This is a genomic window from Shewanella sp. A32, assembly GCF_029167175.1.
In the GTDB taxonomy this organism is placed as follows: Bacteria; Pseudomonadota; Gammaproteobacteria; order Enterobacterales; family Shewanellaceae; genus Shewanella; species Shewanella yunxiaonensis.
In genome coordinates this window covers 177,897-194,037 of record NZ_JARFTS010000002.1, presented here as the reverse complement: position 1 = coordinate 194,037, position 16,141 = coordinate 177,897, and the positions used below count along the sequence as shown (strand labels likewise).

The following is a 16,141-nucleotide window of genomic DNA, read 5'->3' as shown; positions in this document are numbered from 1 at the left end:
TGGACTGGCGTAAGGAGGCCGGAATGAGCTTAATTTCATTGATTGCCATGGTTGTTATCGGATATTTCGTTGTCAATCTGGTGAAGGATTATAACGGGCGCCAACAGCAGGATTCACGGCAATTGGAAGCCCTACAACAAGAAGTGGCAGATTTGAAACAGCGGGTCATTACCCTGGAAGCGATTGTCGTCGACAAAGATGAGGCGCTGAAACAAAAATTCCGTGACCTCTAACTGAGCCAGTAACAACAAGGGCACCACTATGGTGCCCTGTTTTTTTGGCTTACTGCAGCGAATTATAAAAATAGTTCGCGAATGTTGTGCAGGTCACTTTTGCCTTCGCTGAGTTCTTCCGGTGTCAAACCAGAGACTTCATGCGGGAATACCAGCCACTCATCGGAGGAATGGATATAGTAATCCGGCTTCATCGGTACCATGGTGTTTTTAGGCTTGTAATAAGGGCAAGCAATACGGATATCCCGCGGCATATTTAATCGCATCATCTGCGACAGCTTCTCTTTCAGTGCAAAGACGCTACGACCGGAGTCAAACACGTCATCCACAATGAGCAGACGATCATCGGCATTAGCATTCTCCATAATGTAATGCAAACCATGCACTTTGATCTCTTTGCTCTGCTTGTCGTTACCAATGCCATAGTAAGATGACGTACGTACTGCGATATGGTCAGTATCAACCTTTTTAAAATCAAAATATTCCTGAACCGCGATACCAATGGGAGCGCCGCCACGCCAGATCCCGACGATAAACTGCGGGCGGAAACCACTGTCATATACCTGAGCCGCCAGACGGAAAGAATCTTCCAACAATTCCTGTGCGGTGATATAGCGTTTTTCGATCATTGCAACGACCCCATCAAGTAACTTACCAATAACCTGCCATTTCCACTTGTTGCCTGATAAGCTTCGCTAGTGAGACTAGCATCAGCATGCATGTGAAAAATGGCCTCCGGTTTTGGGCGCGCATTTTATACCAATTTAGCGATTGCTGCTTTGCTTTATCCCGATACTTTTGTGAATTTCAGCAAAAGATGTGGCAAAAAGTCGGCTGGTGGCATCCATGCTAGCGGGCGGCGACGTCCGACATTGTAAAACCATCACAACGTCGTAAAATGCCAAATCGATATTAAGTGTAATGCAGGAAAGTAACATGACTGATTTAGCAACTATTGTTAAGCGTCGCTACACCAGCAAGGCGCTGGATCCGACTAAAAAGATCCCCGAAGAAAAAATTGATCAGCTAAAAACCCTGTTGCAGTATGCGCCGTCATCGGTGAACTCTCAGCCATGGCATTTTGTCATCGCCGCAACAGCTGAAGGCAAAGCAAAAATTGCCGAAGCTACCGCCAACTATGCGTTTAATACACCGAAGATCCTCAACGCATCACATGTTGTAGTGTTATGCACCCGCAACTATATCTCTGATGAATATTTAGAGCACCTCGTTGCGCAGGAACAACTCGATGGCCGAATTCCTGACGATGCCGCCAAACAGGCACTACAAAATGGACGCAAGTTCTTCGTTAATATGCATCGTTATGAAGCAAAAGATCTGCAACATTGGATGGAGAAACAAACCTATCTGGCATTAGGGACCTTATTGATGGGTGCCAGTGTGCTGGAGATTGGGGCGACGCCCATTGAAGGTTTTGACGCTACCACCTTGAATAGTGTGTTGGGGTTACGAGACAAGGGCTTTACCGCCAGTGTTATCGTTGCGCTGGGGTACAGTGACGCTACTGATTTCAATGCCAAGCTGCCCAAATCACGCCTGCCACAAAGCGAAACCATCGACGAAATTTAAGCTTTTGCAGGGAACAACATCCGGTTGTTCCCTGCCATTTCCCGGTCATTTTTAACTTGCGACGCCCTTGCGCTGTGGCATAGTAGGTTTATCGCCAGTCGAGGAAGAATGACGCTATGCTGTTAGCCAAGCCCGCTATCACCCAAACTGATGATGCTCTGGGCATGTCTCGCCATCAAGAGGACAACCCGTTGATTTGGCCTTTGATGAGTTTGCTTCGAACGTCAGTGCAGAGCTGGAAAATACATCATCTCGCCGCGGAATTACAGCAACGTGGGTTACTGAGCCAACTGGATGAAAATCCGGAAAAGGATCTGTTCAAACGCAATTTCCTGCTGATGAATGCCCTGTATGAATTGCAGGACATGCTGCTGCCACAACAGTGGCTACAAGTGCAGTCAATGGAGATAAAACTGTTTCGTCTCGTACCTGCAGATGCCAAATTGTTGCAGTTACACGATCAGTCGCTGCGCGATTACTATCAGGATTGGCGCAATTACGACACTTGTGCCAACGTTGTCAAAGAAATGCTCGCCTCATTCTGGCACTCTTATCAACAATACATCGGTGCAGTACCTGAACGCTTGGCTTACCTTGAAGCGTTGCAGATAATGGATCTCAACCGCGATGCCAGCGAACGAGATATTCGTCGGCAGTGGCGTAAATTGGCGCTACGTTGGCATCCAGACCGCCCGGACGGTGATGCGGCCAAGTTCCGGGAAGTTTGCGAAGCATGGCAGGTGTTGCGAGGTAGCTAAGGCTGCGCCGCGTCACATCTCACGTTGCCGCTTGCTCACCCCGTAGCTAAATTAAGTGATAATTAAGTGTGCCCATCTAAGCTCGGCACCAGCTGTTCTGACGATCTAACTGAGAATTAAGGAGTTTATTTTGCTCAAGCCCATTCTGGCCGCCGTGGTAATTTCCGTGGCATCCCTCTCCGCTCAGGCAGCGGATTTTATTGAAGGCAAACATTACACTCAAGTTGCCGATAAAGGCAGTGCCACCCCCAAGGTAAGTGAATTTTTCTCCTTTTACTGCCCTCACTGCTACCACATGTCGCAAAAATATTTGCCATTCATTAAAGCTAACCTTAAGCCCGGCGTTACCTTTGAAAGTAAGCATGTCGATTTTATGAATAGTGCACTCGGGACTGAGGTGATGAAATCGTTGGCGGTGATGGAACAACTGGGACTGGAAAGTCAGTTATTACCTGAAATGTTTAAAGCCATCCAAGGACCTACACCTGGCGAGCAATTCAAATCAACCGTTAACAGCCGTGACGATATTAAAGCGGTATTTGCCAAAGCCGGTGTTGATGCAGCTAAATACGATGCAACCGCTGACAGCAGCGCAGTGAATGACACTATCAAGTTATGGCGTCAGCAGCAGAACGATTTTCGTATCGACAGTGTGCCGACCTTTATCGTTAATGATAAATACATGATCAACCTTTCAGAAATGCACAGCATTAAGGATCTGGTCGACATCATCAATTACCTGGCAACTGAAAAAGATAAAGAAAAATCAGGTGGTAGTGTCGGCTGGCTGTTTCTAGCCTTTGCCGGATTAGCTGCCATCACTCGCCGCCGGGTGTAGCGAGCAATGAGGTAAAACGGGCCACCAGTGTGGCCCTTTTGTTATCCGTAAAAAGGCGGTTCAGCCACCGAACATACGTTTCCACCACGGCGAAGAATCACCGCAATTATCTGCCGGATGATAACTGTCAGCCAATGCCGGTGCCGCCACCACGGCGCGGCAATCCCGTTGCCTAGCAATCCCGGTATCGCGATCAAAATATCCTTGCACCACACCGTTTACCGGCGGTAACCGCAGCGACAGTGGCGCACGCTCATTCAGGAAATTACGATAGATCGCCATCGCACCGCTGCTGCCATAAAGCCCGGTTTTACCATTGTCGTCACGGCCAACCCAGATTGCGGCCACGTTACGTTCATCAAATCCAGCAAACCAGGAATCACGTTGGTCGTTACTGGTGCCGGTTTTACCTGCGAGCGTCACCCCCGGGAATGCCGCACCGAGTTTAGCTGCCGTGCCGGACTGGACAACTTGGGTTAAGGCATACTGCACCAGATAATTCACCGCGGGGTCAATTGCTTCGCTCTGGGGTAAGTAACTGACTTGTAAAGGCTGATTGTCTTTATCTAGCACTGCGGTAACCGCATTTAACTGCCGATAATGACCATTGTTCGCCAATGTCTGATAAATCTGCGCCACCATTAACGGAGAACCGTTGACGGCACCCAACAACATTGATGGATAAGCAGGCACTGACTCACGCCACCCCGATTGCCGCAGCGTCGTTGCGATGGCATCCAGACCTATTGCCATCCCGAGGTTCACCGTCGGCACGTTCATTGAGTTGGTCAGCGCTGTCAGTAACGGCACTTGTCCGCTAAATTGTCGATCATCATTTTTGGGTGACCAGGTCTGCCCCTGTTCGTTTTTCAGGGTAATGGGTTCATCTTTTAACGGGGTAAACAGGTTATATTTTGTGCCCTGCGCCAGTGCGGTAGCATAGACAAACGGTTTCACCAATGAACCGATTGGACGACGGATCTCTTCCGCCCGATCATAACCGTCATAACCCGGATTACGGTCCCCCACCATCGCGGCTATGCCATAGGTGTAACGTTCAGTTACCACCATACCCGCCTGTAGGCCACTGTTTTTACTATCGAGAGATTTGAGGGTCGCACTCACCGCTTTTTCAGCAGCTTCCTGCGCTAACGGATCGAGCGTGGTATATACCTTAATCCCGGACTGCTTCAGTAATGCATCACCGTAACGGTCACGCAGCTCCTGCTTTACTCGTGCAAAAAAGGCCGGCAGTTTCTGATGCACAGGCCGCGCCGCATTACGCAGCCCCAGCGGGGATGACACTGCCACCTTGTATTGATCCACATTAATTTTGTTGCCTTCCATCATCAGTCGCAGCACCAGATCGCGCCGTTCCTGAGCCCGCTGCGGATAACGCCAAGGGTTGTAATAAGACGGACCTTTAATCTCTGCCACTAATAGCGCCTGTTGTGCGACGGTCAGCTCGCCGATCGGTCGGCCAAAATAAAATTGGGAGGCCAACCCCATGCCGTGAATTGCCCGGTTATGGTCCTGCCCCATGTAAACTTCATTCAGATAGGCTTCGAGGATTTCCTGTTTGCTGTAGCGCGCATCAATGATCACGGCCATCAGGGCTTCACGGATCTTGCGGATCAGCGAGCGTTCACTGGAAAGAAAGAAATTCTTGGCCAACTGCTGGGTCAACGTTGAGCCCCCCTGCACGGTGCGCCCGGCGCTGAGGTTCACCATCGCCGCCCGCACAATTGCCAGCGGATTAATGCCATAGTGTTCGTAAAAACTGCGATCTTCGGTCAGGATCAAGCCTTCCACCACGGTTTCAGGGATCTCCTTCGTCGGGACAAACAACCGATCTTCGCCATCACCGGTCACAATCCGATCGAGTAATACCGGCTCCAGATGAAACACCGCCAATTGCCGATGATCGCTCAGGCGCTCAACTGACGCCACCCCATTAACATCGAAGCTCACCATCACCTGCTGTGCCGGTTGCTGACCTTCAGGGTGTAAAAACGGTCGACGCCACAATTCCACGCGGCTGGATGACGCTGAAAACTCGCCGATCTGCCTGGGATTTGCCACTTTACGATAACCCAGCAGTTTCAGTTCATCGATGAACTGTCCGTGACTGACCGGCGCACCGGGGTATAACGCCATCGAACGGCTGAAAATCTGCGCCGGCAGATACCATTTCTGCCCTTCAAATTTGCGGGCGATGATCTGATCCAGGTAGATACAATAAACCGCCAGCACCGCGGTAGTGACCAATGCTAGTTTCCAGCCTACGGACCACAATCCGCCCCAAAAGCTAGAGTTACCGCTGGCAGCCGCCTTTTTGGCGGGCTTTTTGTTAGTGGGCTTTCGGTTATTTTTCGCAGTTGTCATGATAATTCCACATCAGGACGACATAGTCCCCATTCTTTTCTTGGTGTACTTCGTCGGCAGGGTATTTGCCGGATCGTCTGGCCATAAATGCTTAGGATAACGACCCCGCATCTCTTTTTTGACCGCTTCATACGGACCACGCCAGAAACTGGCGAGATCAGCGGTCAATGCCAGCGGTCGTTGTGCCGGAGATAATAACTCCATGGTCACGGACAGTTTCCCCTTAAGCAGTTTTGGACTGTCTGACATCCCTAGCGCTTCCTGTAAACGCACACTCAGCAACGCACGACCGCTATCATCATAGCGAATTGGTGCATGGGTACCGGTTGCCATCGGCCAATGTCCTGGCAACCATTCCTCTAGCTGCTGCCGGGCAGACCAGGATAATCGGTTCAACAGTAACCCATAAATATCCAACTCCGCCAACTGCTTAAGTTGTGAGATGTCATCAAGATACGGTCCTAACCACACTTCTAACGAATCTAATAGCGCGCTGTCACTGCAATCCGGGAACAGCGTTGGATCTTCAGATTGTGCAAGGGTTAACCTGAACTGTAACTGTCTCACCCGATCGTCGAGATTCAGCAAATTCAGCCCCCGCTGGCGGATCACAGTCAGCAATGCCTGCCTTTTTAGTTGCTTATCAACTTTGGGTAATGCTTCACGTTTCAAAATTAATTTGCCGAGCCGTAATTGCCGCTCCGCAGAAAAACGGGCTTTAGCATCATCCCAGCCGGCTTCTTCTTGCCAATGGCACAAAAACGCCAGTTCCGTTGTTAGCAGCGCTGGCGGCAACATCGCGGCAAGATATGCCCGTCCGCTGCTGCGTCCCTCTTGTTCCTGAAAATCGGCGACGACCAACCACTCGGCACTGGCGAGTGCATCCTGACTGTCCACCGTTACCCCGGTGCCATTCGCCAGTAAAAACCCTGCCTGACCACGAGCTCTGGCGATTCTGTCGGGATAAGCCAGTGCCAGCAATAACGCGACATCATAATTGTTGGCAGCCTTGAGGTAATGCGCCGGAGACTCGCGTAGCTGACAGCGAGTTAGCCATTGCTTGACCTGATGATTGTCTGGTCCGCGAAGCAGTGATGGTAGCTTATCCAATACATCACAACCCGTGCCACCGCTGGCGCGCCCCGCTAGTAATGCGGCCAATAAACAGGCCAAGCCCAATAACTGTTGGTCATCACTGCCACGTGTCATTAACTGGGCTTTTACCATCATGTGTGCCAGCCGTGGTGACGCGCCAAATTGATACGCTGCCCGGCCATGTGCCGTCAGCTTATGCGTTTCATCGACCAACTCCAGTGCGGCTAATAATTCCCAGGCAACAGCTTCATTACCGGGATTTGGCTGGGTCAACAACGGTAATTCGGCTAAAGATTTCACGCCCCAGTTTGCAGCTTCCAGCACTACCGGAAGCAAGTCTCCGCTAAGAATTTCCGGATCATCGGCCGCAGCCAAACGCCCTTGTTCTTCCTGTGGCCATAACCGCAAACAAAAGCCAGCGCTGAGACGACCGGCACGACCAGCGCGCTGCTGCGCTGATGCCTGACTGATACGCTTCAGTCCAAGGCGGGTCACACCGGTACGCGGATTGAAACTCGCTTGCCGACGATAGCCACTATCGACCACCATAGTGATCCCTTCGATGGTGAGACTCGATTCCGCCACGTTGGTCGATAACACCAGCTTGCGTTGTCCTCGCGTTGGCGGCGCAATCGCCGCATCCTGCAATTCTGCCGGTAACTCACCGTAAAGCGGGTGAAGGGTGACATCTTGTGGCAGTCTGGACGCGAGATAATCCTGTAATTTCAAAATTTCGGCTCGTCCCGGTAAAAAGGCCAACAACGAACCGCGCTGCTGTGGCTCACTGACACCCAATGCTGCGGCGTCATTGAACATCGCAAGAATGACCTTGCCCATATGACTGAGCCAAGAGGGCATAGTGTTGCTATCGCGCAGATTTGTCGGTGGAGCACTATAGCTTATGCTGACAGGGAAACTCCGCCCGTCACTGCAAAGGTGCATCGCCTGTGGCATTAACTTGGTAAAATCCAGCCCTTGCAGGGTGGCGGACATCGCCACTATTTTGAGGTCGTCCCGGAGTGAAGCCTGCACTTCCAGCGCCAGTGCTAGACCAAGATCGGTAGTGAGATGCCGTTCATGGATTTCATCAAAGATCACTACCGCGACCCCCTCAAGCGTGGGGTCCTGCTGGATCATCCGCGTCAAAATGCCTTCAGTAATGATCTCCAGCTTGGTGTTGCTGCCAACACGCGTGTCACCACGGACGCGAAAACCGATATCTTGACCAAGCGATTGCTGGCGATTACGCGCCAGATAAGCCGCGATACTGCGGGCGGCAACCCGGCGCGGCTCCAGCATCAAAATTCGGCCATTAATTTCTGGCCAATCAAGCATGGCAAACGGCAACGCCGTAGATTTACCGGCACCGGTTGGGGCTTCAATAATAAGCTGATTGCTTGAGATCAATGCCTGCCGCACTTGCGGTAACAGACGTTGAATAGGTAGCGCGTCCAAATGATCTTAACTGGCAATAAAAAATTGGCTGACAGTTTACCCAGTTTCGCCGTCGCTGGCTAACCGGAGCTGGCAGCAAATACGACAGGCGTTATCATTAGCCTAAGAGCTCAACAATAAAGGAACGCGTTTTGACCACAGCAGCACCACAACGGTTATTTTTAGGATTTGCTATTGAACGCCAACAACTGCAGCAGTTAATTACCTTACAGCAAACGTGCTTAGCCGTATGTCATGGTGCACGGCAGGTCGCTGCCGACAACTTACATATGACACTGGTGTTCCTCGGCCAGACAACGGCACCAGTCAAACAACAGTTATTGCTTGAAGTGCCTAAATTGCCGTTAAAGCGATTTAGTGTTGCGCTTTCACAACTACAACTCTGGCCCAAACCGAAAATTTTATGTTTAACCGGTAACGCCGAGGCCCCCCTGATAACGCTGGCCAATGCCGCAGCCGATTTGTCAGAAACGCTGGGGCTAGCGCCCAAAGAACACAGTTACCGACCACATATTACCTTATTGAGAAAAGCGAAACGTTTACAGCATCCTGTTGTACCTGATGCACTACAGCTGTCGCCGACGACCTTAAATCTCTATCACTCTGTCAGTACCACCACGGGCGTCGAGTACCGGATCTTACAGCGTTGGCCACTTATTTGAACGACGCTGTTACAGCCTTTTCTCCATCCGCATGCAATCCAGCGTAATTCCTTTCGGAGAGTGGTAGCGAGCATGACCCAGTGGCCGCCAGCCACAGCGTTGGTAAAAGATCACAGCGTTCAGCGAGGACTCCAGTACTAATTTGCGTATATTTAGCGCAAACGCCTGTTGTTCCAGATGGTTCAGCATCTGTCGACCATAACCTTTGCCCATGGTATCGGGTTTGACAAACAGCGCTTCAACTTTATGGTTTGTCACGTCCAGCATACCGCACGCTACAATCTCTTGTTGCTGCTGCAGCAGATAAAATTCGCCAGCCACCATCTGTGCAAACCCTTGGGGCATTGCACCATCAGTCCAGCGCGATAACACCGCGGCGGGGTAATATCCTCGGCAGCCTGCCAGAATTGCTTGATTACGCAACTCCCACAAAGCTTCAGCATCATGTACTTTTGCTGCACGGATCGGCATCCATTAACTCCCGTTGCCATTCATATGATCAGAAAGGCCGCCATTTAGGCGGCCCATTCTTGTGTTGGGCTTACTTAGTCCATCAACATCTCGGCGATGGTGAGCATGCCATGAGTAGTTGCGCCGGCTGCCCACAAAGAACCGGCATCATCTTCAAATGCTGCGGCAAGGTCGATGTGTAACCATGGAATATCCTTTCCGACAAAGCGCCACAAAAAGGCTGCGGCATTCGATGCACCACCGGCGCCACCACCTTTTACCGGGCGGCTATTGGCAGTATCAGCATACGCGGACGGACACATCTCTTTGTGCCAAGGATCTAATGGCAGTGGCCATACATGTTCAGCGACACTTTCAGCCTTTTCTGCCGCCAGCTGCAATACCGCTTTCTGCGGCGAAAAGATTGCATTGTAGTTGCTGCTGACCGCCATTACCGCGGCACCGGTCAGTGTGGCAGCATCAATGATAAGCCCAGCTTTAGCTTCAGTAGCCGCCTGCAAACCATCAGCCAGCACCAAGCGACCTTCCGCATCAGTGTTCACCACTTCAACCGTAGTGCCATTTTTGTAGGTAATAATATCCCCGAGTTTATAGGCATGACCACTTACGAGGTTTTCAGCACAGCATAGATACAGTTTAACCCGTTTGTTCAGGCCGCGTTGAATGGCTAATCCCAAGGCGGCGGTTACGGTGGCAGCGCCCCCCATATCAGCTTTCATGCCGAGCATACCCTGAGAACTTTTCAGGCTGTAACCACCGGAATCAAACGTAATGCCCTTGCCGACCAATGCCACCGCCACCGGTGCATCTGGACCAGCTGGATTGTAGTCCAATTCCAACAGTGCTGGCGCTCGTTCGCTACCACGGCCAACGGCATAAATACCGGCCCATTGCTGTGCCAGCAGCTCTTCGCCTTCGGTAATACGATAGTTAATGCGCGCGCCACCTAGCTGCTGCAACCATGCTGCGGCCGCCAGCGCGAGTTTTACCGGTGAGAGGTTTTCAGGTGTTTCATTAATTAACTGTCGCGCGTAATTACTGCAGCTGGCACGCAGCGCCAGTTCCTGCTGCTGGGCTTCATCCCCCGTCCAAGCAATAGTATGTCCGCCCTTGGCAGTCACAAACCCCTGATGAAATGCCCATTGGCTATTCACATCCCATAACGGGCCTTCCAGTTGTACGTTGCTCACGCCCTGATTACGCAACTTGCGGGCAGCCTTCTGCACACTGCGTAACGGCATATCTTCTGACCGGTGGATGAGTGCGCCATCGCCAGCAAAACTCAAATCAGCCTTTCCCCAAACGGCTGCGGCGGCCTGATCAGTCAGTACCACCTTCATTACTTGATCCATGATATATCCTTGTTAACAACCAGCACCTAACAGTGCTTATTGCTATCAGTGTATAGCATCAGGCCAGAGGGCTAAAGTTGTCGCAGCACAGATATTTGTGAGAAACCGTAAAGCCTGCTAGGCTGTGGCGTTTTCATTTTCAGCGGTAATAAGGTGAGGTTATGAAGTTCAGCCCGCCACTACAACAGGCTACACTTGTAAAACGTTACAAACGTTTTTTAGCCGATGTGCAGTTGCCTGATGGACAACAGATAACGCTGCACTGTCCCAATACCGGCTCGATGAAAAACTGCCAGTTTCCCGGGGGCTCTGTTTGGTACTCATTATCAGCAAATCCCAAACGCAAATATCCTGGCACCTGGGAATTGATACAGAACCCGGATGGGCAGCTGATAGGTGTCAATACCGGCAGAGCGAATGAGCTGGCAGAGGAAGGGATCCGCAGCGGTGTTATCAGTGAACTACAGGGCTATGCTTGTCTGCGTCGAGAAGTCCCTTATGGCGAGGAAAATAGTCGAATTGACATTTTTCTCAGTGATGGTGAAAAGCCAGACTGCTATGTCGAAGTTAAAAATACGACACTGCTGGAAGGCGATTGTGGTTATTTTCCAGACGCAGTCACCGTTCGGGGTCAAAAACATGTAAGAGAATTGATGTCAGTAGTAGAAAAAGGGTATCGGGGAGTGCTACTGTTCCTCGTCCAGCATACAGGCATCAAAAAAGTCACCGCAGCACGGCATATTGACCCGGATTATGCGGACTTGCTTGCTCAGGCACAGACTTTGGGTGTTGAAGTGCTAGTGTACGCTACTTCCCTGAGCTCGCAGGAGTTTTGTGTAGAAAGGCAGTTACCGTTTCTGGATTAAAAGCGGGAAAAATAACGTAAAAGTTTGCTCAAATGGAAATTAGCAGACATATTCAAATATATGATCACCGATTTTTGGAAATGTTTGCCTAGGTAAAAAGATTCTGCTATAGATAGCGGCCGTTCTCAAAAACGCCCTATGACGCAAATTGAAACAGGAGATGCGTTATGCCTGAAGGCACTAAAACACTTGGTGTACTCGCTATCGCTGGTCTGAGTCCTTATCAGGAACAACCTGGTGAGGAGTACATGAACCCTAAACAGTTGGCGCACTTTAAAGCCATTCTGGAAGCCTGGCGTAAACAGTTGCGTCACGAAGTTGATCGTACCGTAACGCACATGCAGGACGAAGCAGCTAACTTTCCTGATCCGGTAGACCGTGCCGCCCAGGAAGAAGAGTTCAGTTTGGAACTGCGTGCTCGTGACCGTGAACGTAAGCTGATCAAAAAGATTGAAAAAACACTGAAAAAAATCGAAGACGATGATTTCGGTTTTTGTGAATCCTGTGGTGTAGAGATTGGTATCCGTCGTCTGGAAGCCCGTCCTACCGCTGATCTGTGTATCGACTGTAAGACGCTCGCTGAAATTAAAGAAAAACAGATGGCAGGTTAATTTCTGCTTCAAATAGCGCGGGGTTCACTTTTGCCCCGCGTTGATGTTGCCGTTGGTCACGATATGAATATCACCACCAGACCGGCCTACGTCGGGCGTTTCGCGCCATCCCCATCCGGTCCCCTGCATTTTGGTTCTCTGATTGCCGCACTCGGTAGCTATCTGCGTGCCCGCGCGTGTAATGGCAAATGGTTGCTGCGCATTGAAGATATCGATCCCCCACGAGAGGTTGAAGGGGCAGCTGACGACATCCGTCGAACCTTGGAACTATATGGTCTGCACTGGGATGACAAAGTGTTGTACCAGAGTCAGCGCTTTAATGCTTATCAACAGTGTATTGATCAATTGTTAGCTAAGGGTGATGCCTATTTTTGCCAATGTAGCCGTAAGCAAATTCAGGAAGAGATGCACGGTATCTATGATGGCCGCTGCCGCAATCGCAAACTCGGCGAAGGCGCAGTCCGTCTTTATAACCAACAAAAGATAGCTCGCTTTGACGATCTGCTGTTAGGAAATGTACAAGTAGACGGCGCCTTTGCGAGTGAAGATTTTGCGATTCAGCGCAGCGATGGTTTATACGCCTACCAGCTCGCCGTCGTACTGGATGACGCCTATCAGGGCGTAACCGAAATTGTGCGCGGCGCCGATCTATTGGAGGCCAGCTGTCGGCAGCTCAGCCTCTACTGCCAACTCGGATTGCCATTACCACAGTTTATGCATCTGCCATTAGCGTGCTTAAAACAGGGATTTAAGCTGTCCAAGCAAAATCACGCACAAGCATTGGATAAACGCCATCCACATGTTGCATTGCAGCAAGCGCTGTTATTTCTCGGGCAACCTGCAGTAATTGCAGATGACCCCACCAAAATGCTGGCACAAGCCGTCAGTCAGCTTGATTTAAGTCGGATCCCGAGACAAACCGAGATCCTCATTGGCCGCTGATATACTCATCCCCCGCTAATTGGTATATCATAGCCGCCAGTTTTATTCCCAAACTTTGTGATCAGATTTCAGAGGTGTCCTATTTTTCGCCGTATCACACAGTTCTGTAAGCAGTTGTTTGACGAAGGCCCATCCGCCAAACTTCCCGAAGAAGCCAATACAGACACAGCTTTAAGCCTGGAGATCGTCCCTCGCGATGGTCACAGCATCTCTCGTAAGCAAATTAGCGAAAATGCGCTGAAAGTGCTTTATCGCCTGCACAAATCTGGCTACCAGGCTTATCTGGTGGGCGGCGGTGTGCGTGATCTGCTGTTGGGCCTGGAACCTAAAGATTTTGATGTGGTGACGAATGCCACGCCAGAAGAAATCAAAAAGCTGTTCCGTAACTGTCGTCTGGTCGGACGCAGATTTCGACTGGCGCATATTGTGTTCGGTCGTGACGTCATTGAAGTGGCTACTTTCCGTGGTCATCACGGTGAGAGTAGCGAAAACATCTCCAAAGTTAATGCTGCTGGCAGACTCCTGCGGGATAACGTCTATGGTGACATTGACCAGGATGCCGAACGGCGCGATTTCACCGTTAATGCACTGTACTACAGCATTGATGATTACAGCATCCGCAGTTATGGCGGTGGTTTGCAGGATTTACGTAATCGCACCTTGCGGCTAATTGGCGATCCCGAAACCCGTTACCGCGAAGATCCAGTGCGGATGCTGCGTGCGGTACGTTTTGCCGGGAAATTGGGGATGCAGATTGATGCACACACTGCCGCACCCATCAAATCATTGGCTTTACTGCTAAAAGATATTCCGGCTGCGCGTATGTATGAAGAGGTGCTGAAACTGTTCTTCGCTGGTAAGGCGGGACAGAATCTGCGACTGATGCGCGAATACCACCTGTTTGAACCGCTATTCCCGTTGGTAGAAGCACAGCTAAAGGACAATCCGAAAGGACCCGCAATGCGCATGGTGACAGAGGTGATGCACAACACCGATGCCCGCATCAACGAAGATAAGCCAGTGACGCCCGCCTATTTCTTTGCCGCATTGTTGTGGTATCCACTGCAGGCAAGGGCTCAGGATATCGCATCAGAAAGTGGCTTAACTAGCTACGATGCGTTTTATGCCGCCATGGGCGACGTGTTAGAGCAGCAGTGCCAGAGCATCAGCATCCCTCGCCGGTTCAGTACACCCGCGCGTGATATCTGGCAATTACAGTTGCGGTTCGAACGTTCTAAGGGCGGTCGGGCATTTAAACTGCTGGAGCACCCCAAATTCCGTGCCGCTTACGACCTGTTATTGATGCGCGCCAATGCTGAAGGCGGCAATCTGGCGAAACTCGCCAGTTGGTGGCAGCAGTTTGTGGATGCCGATGACGAACAGCGTCAGGAACTGGCTAGCAGTGGTAATAAAAGCAGTCATCGCAACCGCAATGCCAGTCAACGGCGACGGCGTCCACGCCGTGATCAAGCCAGTGCCAGCACCGAGGTGACCGACTAGCATGCCATTGGTGTATGTCGCGTTAGGCGCTAATCTGGCGCAGCCACAACAGCAGCTAGATAGCGCTTGCCGCAAGTTAACGGCTTTAGCGACAGACCATCAGCTCCGCGTGTCCTCATACTATCGCAGCACTCCTATGGGTGAGGTGCCGCAGCCAGACTATGTCAACGCAGTCGCAAGCTTCAATACTGACCTCAAACCACTGGCATTATTGGAAGCGTTGCAGGCTATCGAATTGCAACAGGGGCGCACCCGCGAGGTTCGTTGGGGTCCAAGAACGCTGGATCTGGATCTGCTCCTTTATGGTGACGAAATTATCGACTTACCCAGACTGAAAGTTCCTCATTACGGCCTTAAACAGCGGGCTTTTGTGCTGGTGCCACTGGCAGAACTTTCCCCCCGCTTACAACTGCCTTGTGGTACATTAGTCAGTAATTTAATCGATGACACTATGCGCAATGCATTGCAGCGGTTGCCATCGAGCTGATAAACCGGCAGCAGCCATTGCTAAGCCCCGAGTGATGGCATATAACTCAATTCACACACGTGTTTGGAAGAGATACTTATGTCCAAAGTCACTATCACCACCCTGCTAAAGTACAAGCAGGAAGGTCAGAAATTTGCTTCGCTCACTGCTTATGACGCCAGTTTTGCCAAAGCCTTTGATGAAGAAGGTATTGATGTATTACTAGTCGGGGATTCACTGGGTATGGTTCTGCAAGGACAGGAAGATACCCTGCCGGTAACCGTTGAGGATATGTGTTACCACACCCGCTGTGTACGCCGTGGTATCAGCCGTTCATTGTTGGTGTCAGATCTACCGTTTATGGCCTATGCCACACCGGAGCAGGCACTAGAAAACTGTGCCAAGGTCATGCAAGCTGGCGCCGCCATGGTAAAACTGGAGGGCGGCCACTGGCTGATGCCAACAGTCAAGATGCTTACTGAGCGCGGTATTCCAGTCTGCGCCCACATCGGCCTGACACCTCAATCTGTGCACGTATTTGGCGGATTTAAAATACAGGGCCGCGATGAAGACAACGCCAAACGTATTCTCGATGAAGCCATTGGTTTCGAAGCCGCTGGCGCGCAGCTATTGGTTTTGGAATGTATTCCGGCGGCCCTTGCGAAAGCCGTTACCGAGGCTGTTAAAATCCCGGTTATCGGTATTGGGGCAGGTAAAGATACCGATGGTCAAATCCTGGTGATGCATGACGTGTTGGGCATCTCCACCGGCTACATTCCACGTTTTTCAAAGAATTACCTCAAACAAACGGGTGATATCCGCGCAGCGATTAGAGCCTACAATGAGGAAGTACAACAGGGACTGTTCCCTGCTGATGAGCATACATTCAACTGAACATCTTTTGGATCATTACGTAA

The 16,141-nt window shown here is 50.8% G+C and carries 16 protein-coding genes; 11 read left to right on the top strand and 5 right to left on the bottom strand.

The genetic code is table 11. The features are described from left to right. Positions 1-23 precede the first annotated feature (23 nt). Entirely contained in the window at positions 24-233 is a 210-nt protein-coding gene (locus PY479_RS02830; protein WP_275482817.1) for a hypothetical protein, read from the top strand. Between the two features lie 62 nt (positions 234-295). On the opposite strand, the gene PY479_RS02825 is transcribed toward PY479_RS02830, so the two are convergent. Then, a complete protein-coding gene (locus PY479_RS02825; RefSeq protein ID WP_212595567.1) occupies positions 296-862 on the bottom strand; it encodes a phosphoribosyltransferase family protein in 567 nt (188 codons plus the stop codon). Between the two features lie 307 nt (positions 863-1,169). Between PY479_RS02825 and nfsB the strand changes: the two genes are divergently transcribed. From nfsB to PY479_RS02810, 3 genes are all read left to right on the top strand, one after another. After that, the gene (nfsB, locus tag PY479_RS02820) at positions 1,170-1,823 is read left to right on the top strand and encodes an oxygen-insensitive NAD(P)H nitroreductase (RefSeq protein WP_275482816.1); all 654 of its coding nucleotides are present in this window, start codon (positions 1,170-1,172) and stop codon (positions 1,821-1,823) included. Between the two features lie 116 nt (positions 1,824-1,939). Continuing rightward, positions 1,940-2,581 carry a DNA-J related domain-containing protein gene (locus PY479_RS02815; RefSeq protein WP_275482815.1) on the top strand — a complete coding sequence of 214 codons (642 nt, stop codon included), beginning with the start codon at positions 1,940-1,942 and terminating at the stop codon, positions 2,579-2,581. A 130-nt stretch (positions 2,582-2,711) separates the two neighbouring features. Next, the gene (locus tag PY479_RS02810; protein WP_212595564.1) at positions 2,712-3,419 is read left to right on the top strand and encodes a DsbA family protein; all 708 of its coding nucleotides are present in this window, start codon (positions 2,712-2,714) and stop codon (positions 3,417-3,419) included. Positions 3,420-3,479: 60 nt separating this feature from the next. Here PY479_RS02810 and mrcB read toward each other — a convergent pair whose 3' ends face one another. Next, positions 3,480-5,804 carry a penicillin-binding protein 1B gene (gene mrcB / locus PY479_RS02805; RefSeq protein ID WP_275482814.1) on the bottom strand — a complete coding sequence of 775 codons (2,325 nt, stop codon included), beginning with the start codon at positions 5,802-5,804 and terminating at the stop codon, positions 3,480-3,482. A 12-nt stretch (positions 5,805-5,816) separates the two neighbouring features. Beyond that, the gene (gene hrpB / locus PY479_RS02800) at positions 5,817-8,354 is read right to left on the bottom strand and encodes an ATP-dependent helicase HrpB (protein ID WP_275482813.1); all 2,538 of its coding nucleotides are present in this window, start codon (positions 8,352-8,354) and stop codon (positions 5,817-5,819) included. Between the two features lie 131 nt (positions 8,355-8,485). Here hrpB and thpR point away from each other — a divergent pair, with 131 nt between their 5' ends. Beyond that, on the top strand, positions 8,486-9,016 hold the full coding sequence (gene thpR, locus PY479_RS02795) for an RNA 2',3'-cyclic phosphodiesterase (RefSeq protein ID WP_275482812.1): 531 nt from the start codon (positions 8,486-8,488) through the stop codon (positions 9,014-9,016). A 9-nt stretch (positions 9,017-9,025) separates the two neighbouring features. On the opposite strand, the gene PY479_RS02790 is transcribed toward thpR, so the two are convergent. After that, on the bottom strand, positions 9,026-9,487 hold the full coding sequence (locus PY479_RS02790; RefSeq protein WP_275482811.1) for a GNAT family N-acetyltransferase: 462 nt from the start codon (positions 9,485-9,487) through the stop codon (positions 9,026-9,028). Between the two features lie 74 nt (positions 9,488-9,561). Next, a complete protein-coding gene (gene pepB, locus PY479_RS02785; RefSeq protein ID WP_275482810.1) occupies positions 9,562-10,839 on the bottom strand; it encodes an aminopeptidase PepB in 1,278 nt (425 codons plus the stop codon). A 161-nt stretch (positions 10,840-11,000) separates the two neighbouring features. Here pepB and sfsA point away from each other — a divergent pair, with 161 nt between their 5' ends. The 6 genes from sfsA to panB all read left to right on the top strand — a co-directional run bounded on the left by sfsA (position 11,001) and on the right by panB (position 16,118). Then, positions 11,001-11,705 carry a DNA/RNA nuclease SfsA gene (sfsA, locus tag PY479_RS02780; protein ID WP_275482809.1) on the top strand — a complete coding sequence of 235 codons (705 nt, stop codon included), beginning with the start codon at positions 11,001-11,003 and terminating at the stop codon, positions 11,703-11,705. Between the two features lie 167 nt (positions 11,706-11,872). Next, complete coding sequence (gene dksA / locus PY479_RS02775) at positions 11,873-12,316, top strand: RNA polymerase-binding protein DksA (protein WP_212595557.1); 444 nt, start codon at positions 11,873-11,875, stop codon at positions 12,314-12,316. Positions 12,317-12,379: 63 nt separating this feature from the next. Continuing rightward, the gene (gluQRS, locus tag PY479_RS02770) at positions 12,380-13,258 is read left to right on the top strand and encodes a tRNA glutamyl-Q(34) synthetase GluQRS (protein WP_275482865.1); all 879 of its coding nucleotides are present in this window, start codon (positions 12,380-12,382) and stop codon (positions 13,256-13,258) included. A 183-nt stretch (positions 13,259-13,441) separates the two neighbouring features. Then, complete coding sequence (pcnB, locus tag PY479_RS02765; RefSeq protein ID WP_228730468.1) at positions 13,442-14,758, top strand: polynucleotide adenylyltransferase PcnB; 1,317 nt, start codon at positions 13,442-13,444, stop codon at positions 14,756-14,758. A gap of 1 nt (position 14,759) precedes the next feature. Continuing rightward, the gene (gene folK / locus PY479_RS02760; protein ID WP_212595555.1) at positions 14,760-15,245 is read left to right on the top strand and encodes a 2-amino-4-hydroxy-6-hydroxymethyldihydropteridine diphosphokinase; all 486 of its coding nucleotides are present in this window, start codon (positions 14,760-14,762) and stop codon (positions 15,243-15,245) included. A 78-nt stretch (positions 15,246-15,323) separates the two neighbouring features. Next, the gene (gene panB / locus PY479_RS02755) at positions 15,324-16,118 is read left to right on the top strand and encodes a 3-methyl-2-oxobutanoate hydroxymethyltransferase (RefSeq protein ID WP_212595554.1); all 795 of its coding nucleotides are present in this window, start codon (positions 15,324-15,326) and stop codon (positions 16,116-16,118) included. The last annotated feature ends 23 nt before the right edge of the window (positions 16,119-16,141 follow it).

What these genes read in the sequence shown, in the direction of transcription:
- PY479_RS02830 (WP_275482817.1), top strand. Translation starts at nt 24, where the DNA reads ATGAGCTTAATTTCATTGATTGCCATGGTTGTTATCGGATATTTCGTT.
- PY479_RS02825 (WP_212595567.1), bottom strand. Translation starts at nt 862, where the DNA reads ATGATCGAAAAACGCTATATCACCGCACAGGAATTGTTGGAAGATTCT.
- nfsB (WP_275482816.1), top strand. Translation starts at nt 1,170, where the DNA reads ATGACTGATTTAGCAACTATTGTTAAGCGTCGCTACACCAGCAAGGCG.
- PY479_RS02815 (WP_275482815.1), top strand. Translation starts at nt 1,940, where the DNA reads ATGCTGTTAGCCAAGCCCGCTATCACCCAAACTGATGATGCTCTGGGC.
- mrcB (WP_275482814.1), bottom strand. Translation starts at nt 5,804, where the DNA reads ATGACAACTGCGAAAAATAACCGAAAGCCCACTAACAAAAAGCCCGCC.
- PY479_RS02790 (WP_275482811.1), bottom strand. Translation starts at nt 9,487, where the DNA reads ATGCCGATCCGTGCAGCAAAAGTACATGATGCTGAAGCTTTGTGGGAG.
- pepB (WP_275482810.1), bottom strand. Translation starts at nt 10,839, where the DNA reads ATGGATCAAGTAATGAAGGTGGTACTGACTGATCAGGCCGCCGCAGCC.
- sfsA (WP_275482809.1), top strand. Translation starts at nt 11,001, where the DNA reads ATGAAGTTCAGCCCGCCACTACAACAGGCTACACTTGTAAAACGTTAC.
- dksA (WP_212595557.1), top strand. Translation starts at nt 11,873, where the DNA reads ATGCCTGAAGGCACTAAAACACTTGGTGTACTCGCTATCGCTGGTCTG.
- gluQRS (WP_275482865.1), top strand. Translation starts at nt 12,380, where the DNA reads ATGAATATCACCACCAGACCGGCCTACGTCGGGCGTTTCGCGCCATCC.
- folK (WP_212595555.1), top strand. Translation starts at nt 14,760, where the DNA reads ATGCCATTGGTGTATGTCGCGTTAGGCGCTAATCTGGCGCAGCCACAA.
- panB (WP_212595554.1), top strand. Translation starts at nt 15,324, where the DNA reads ATGTCCAAAGTCACTATCACCACCCTGCTAAAGTACAAGCAGGAAGGT.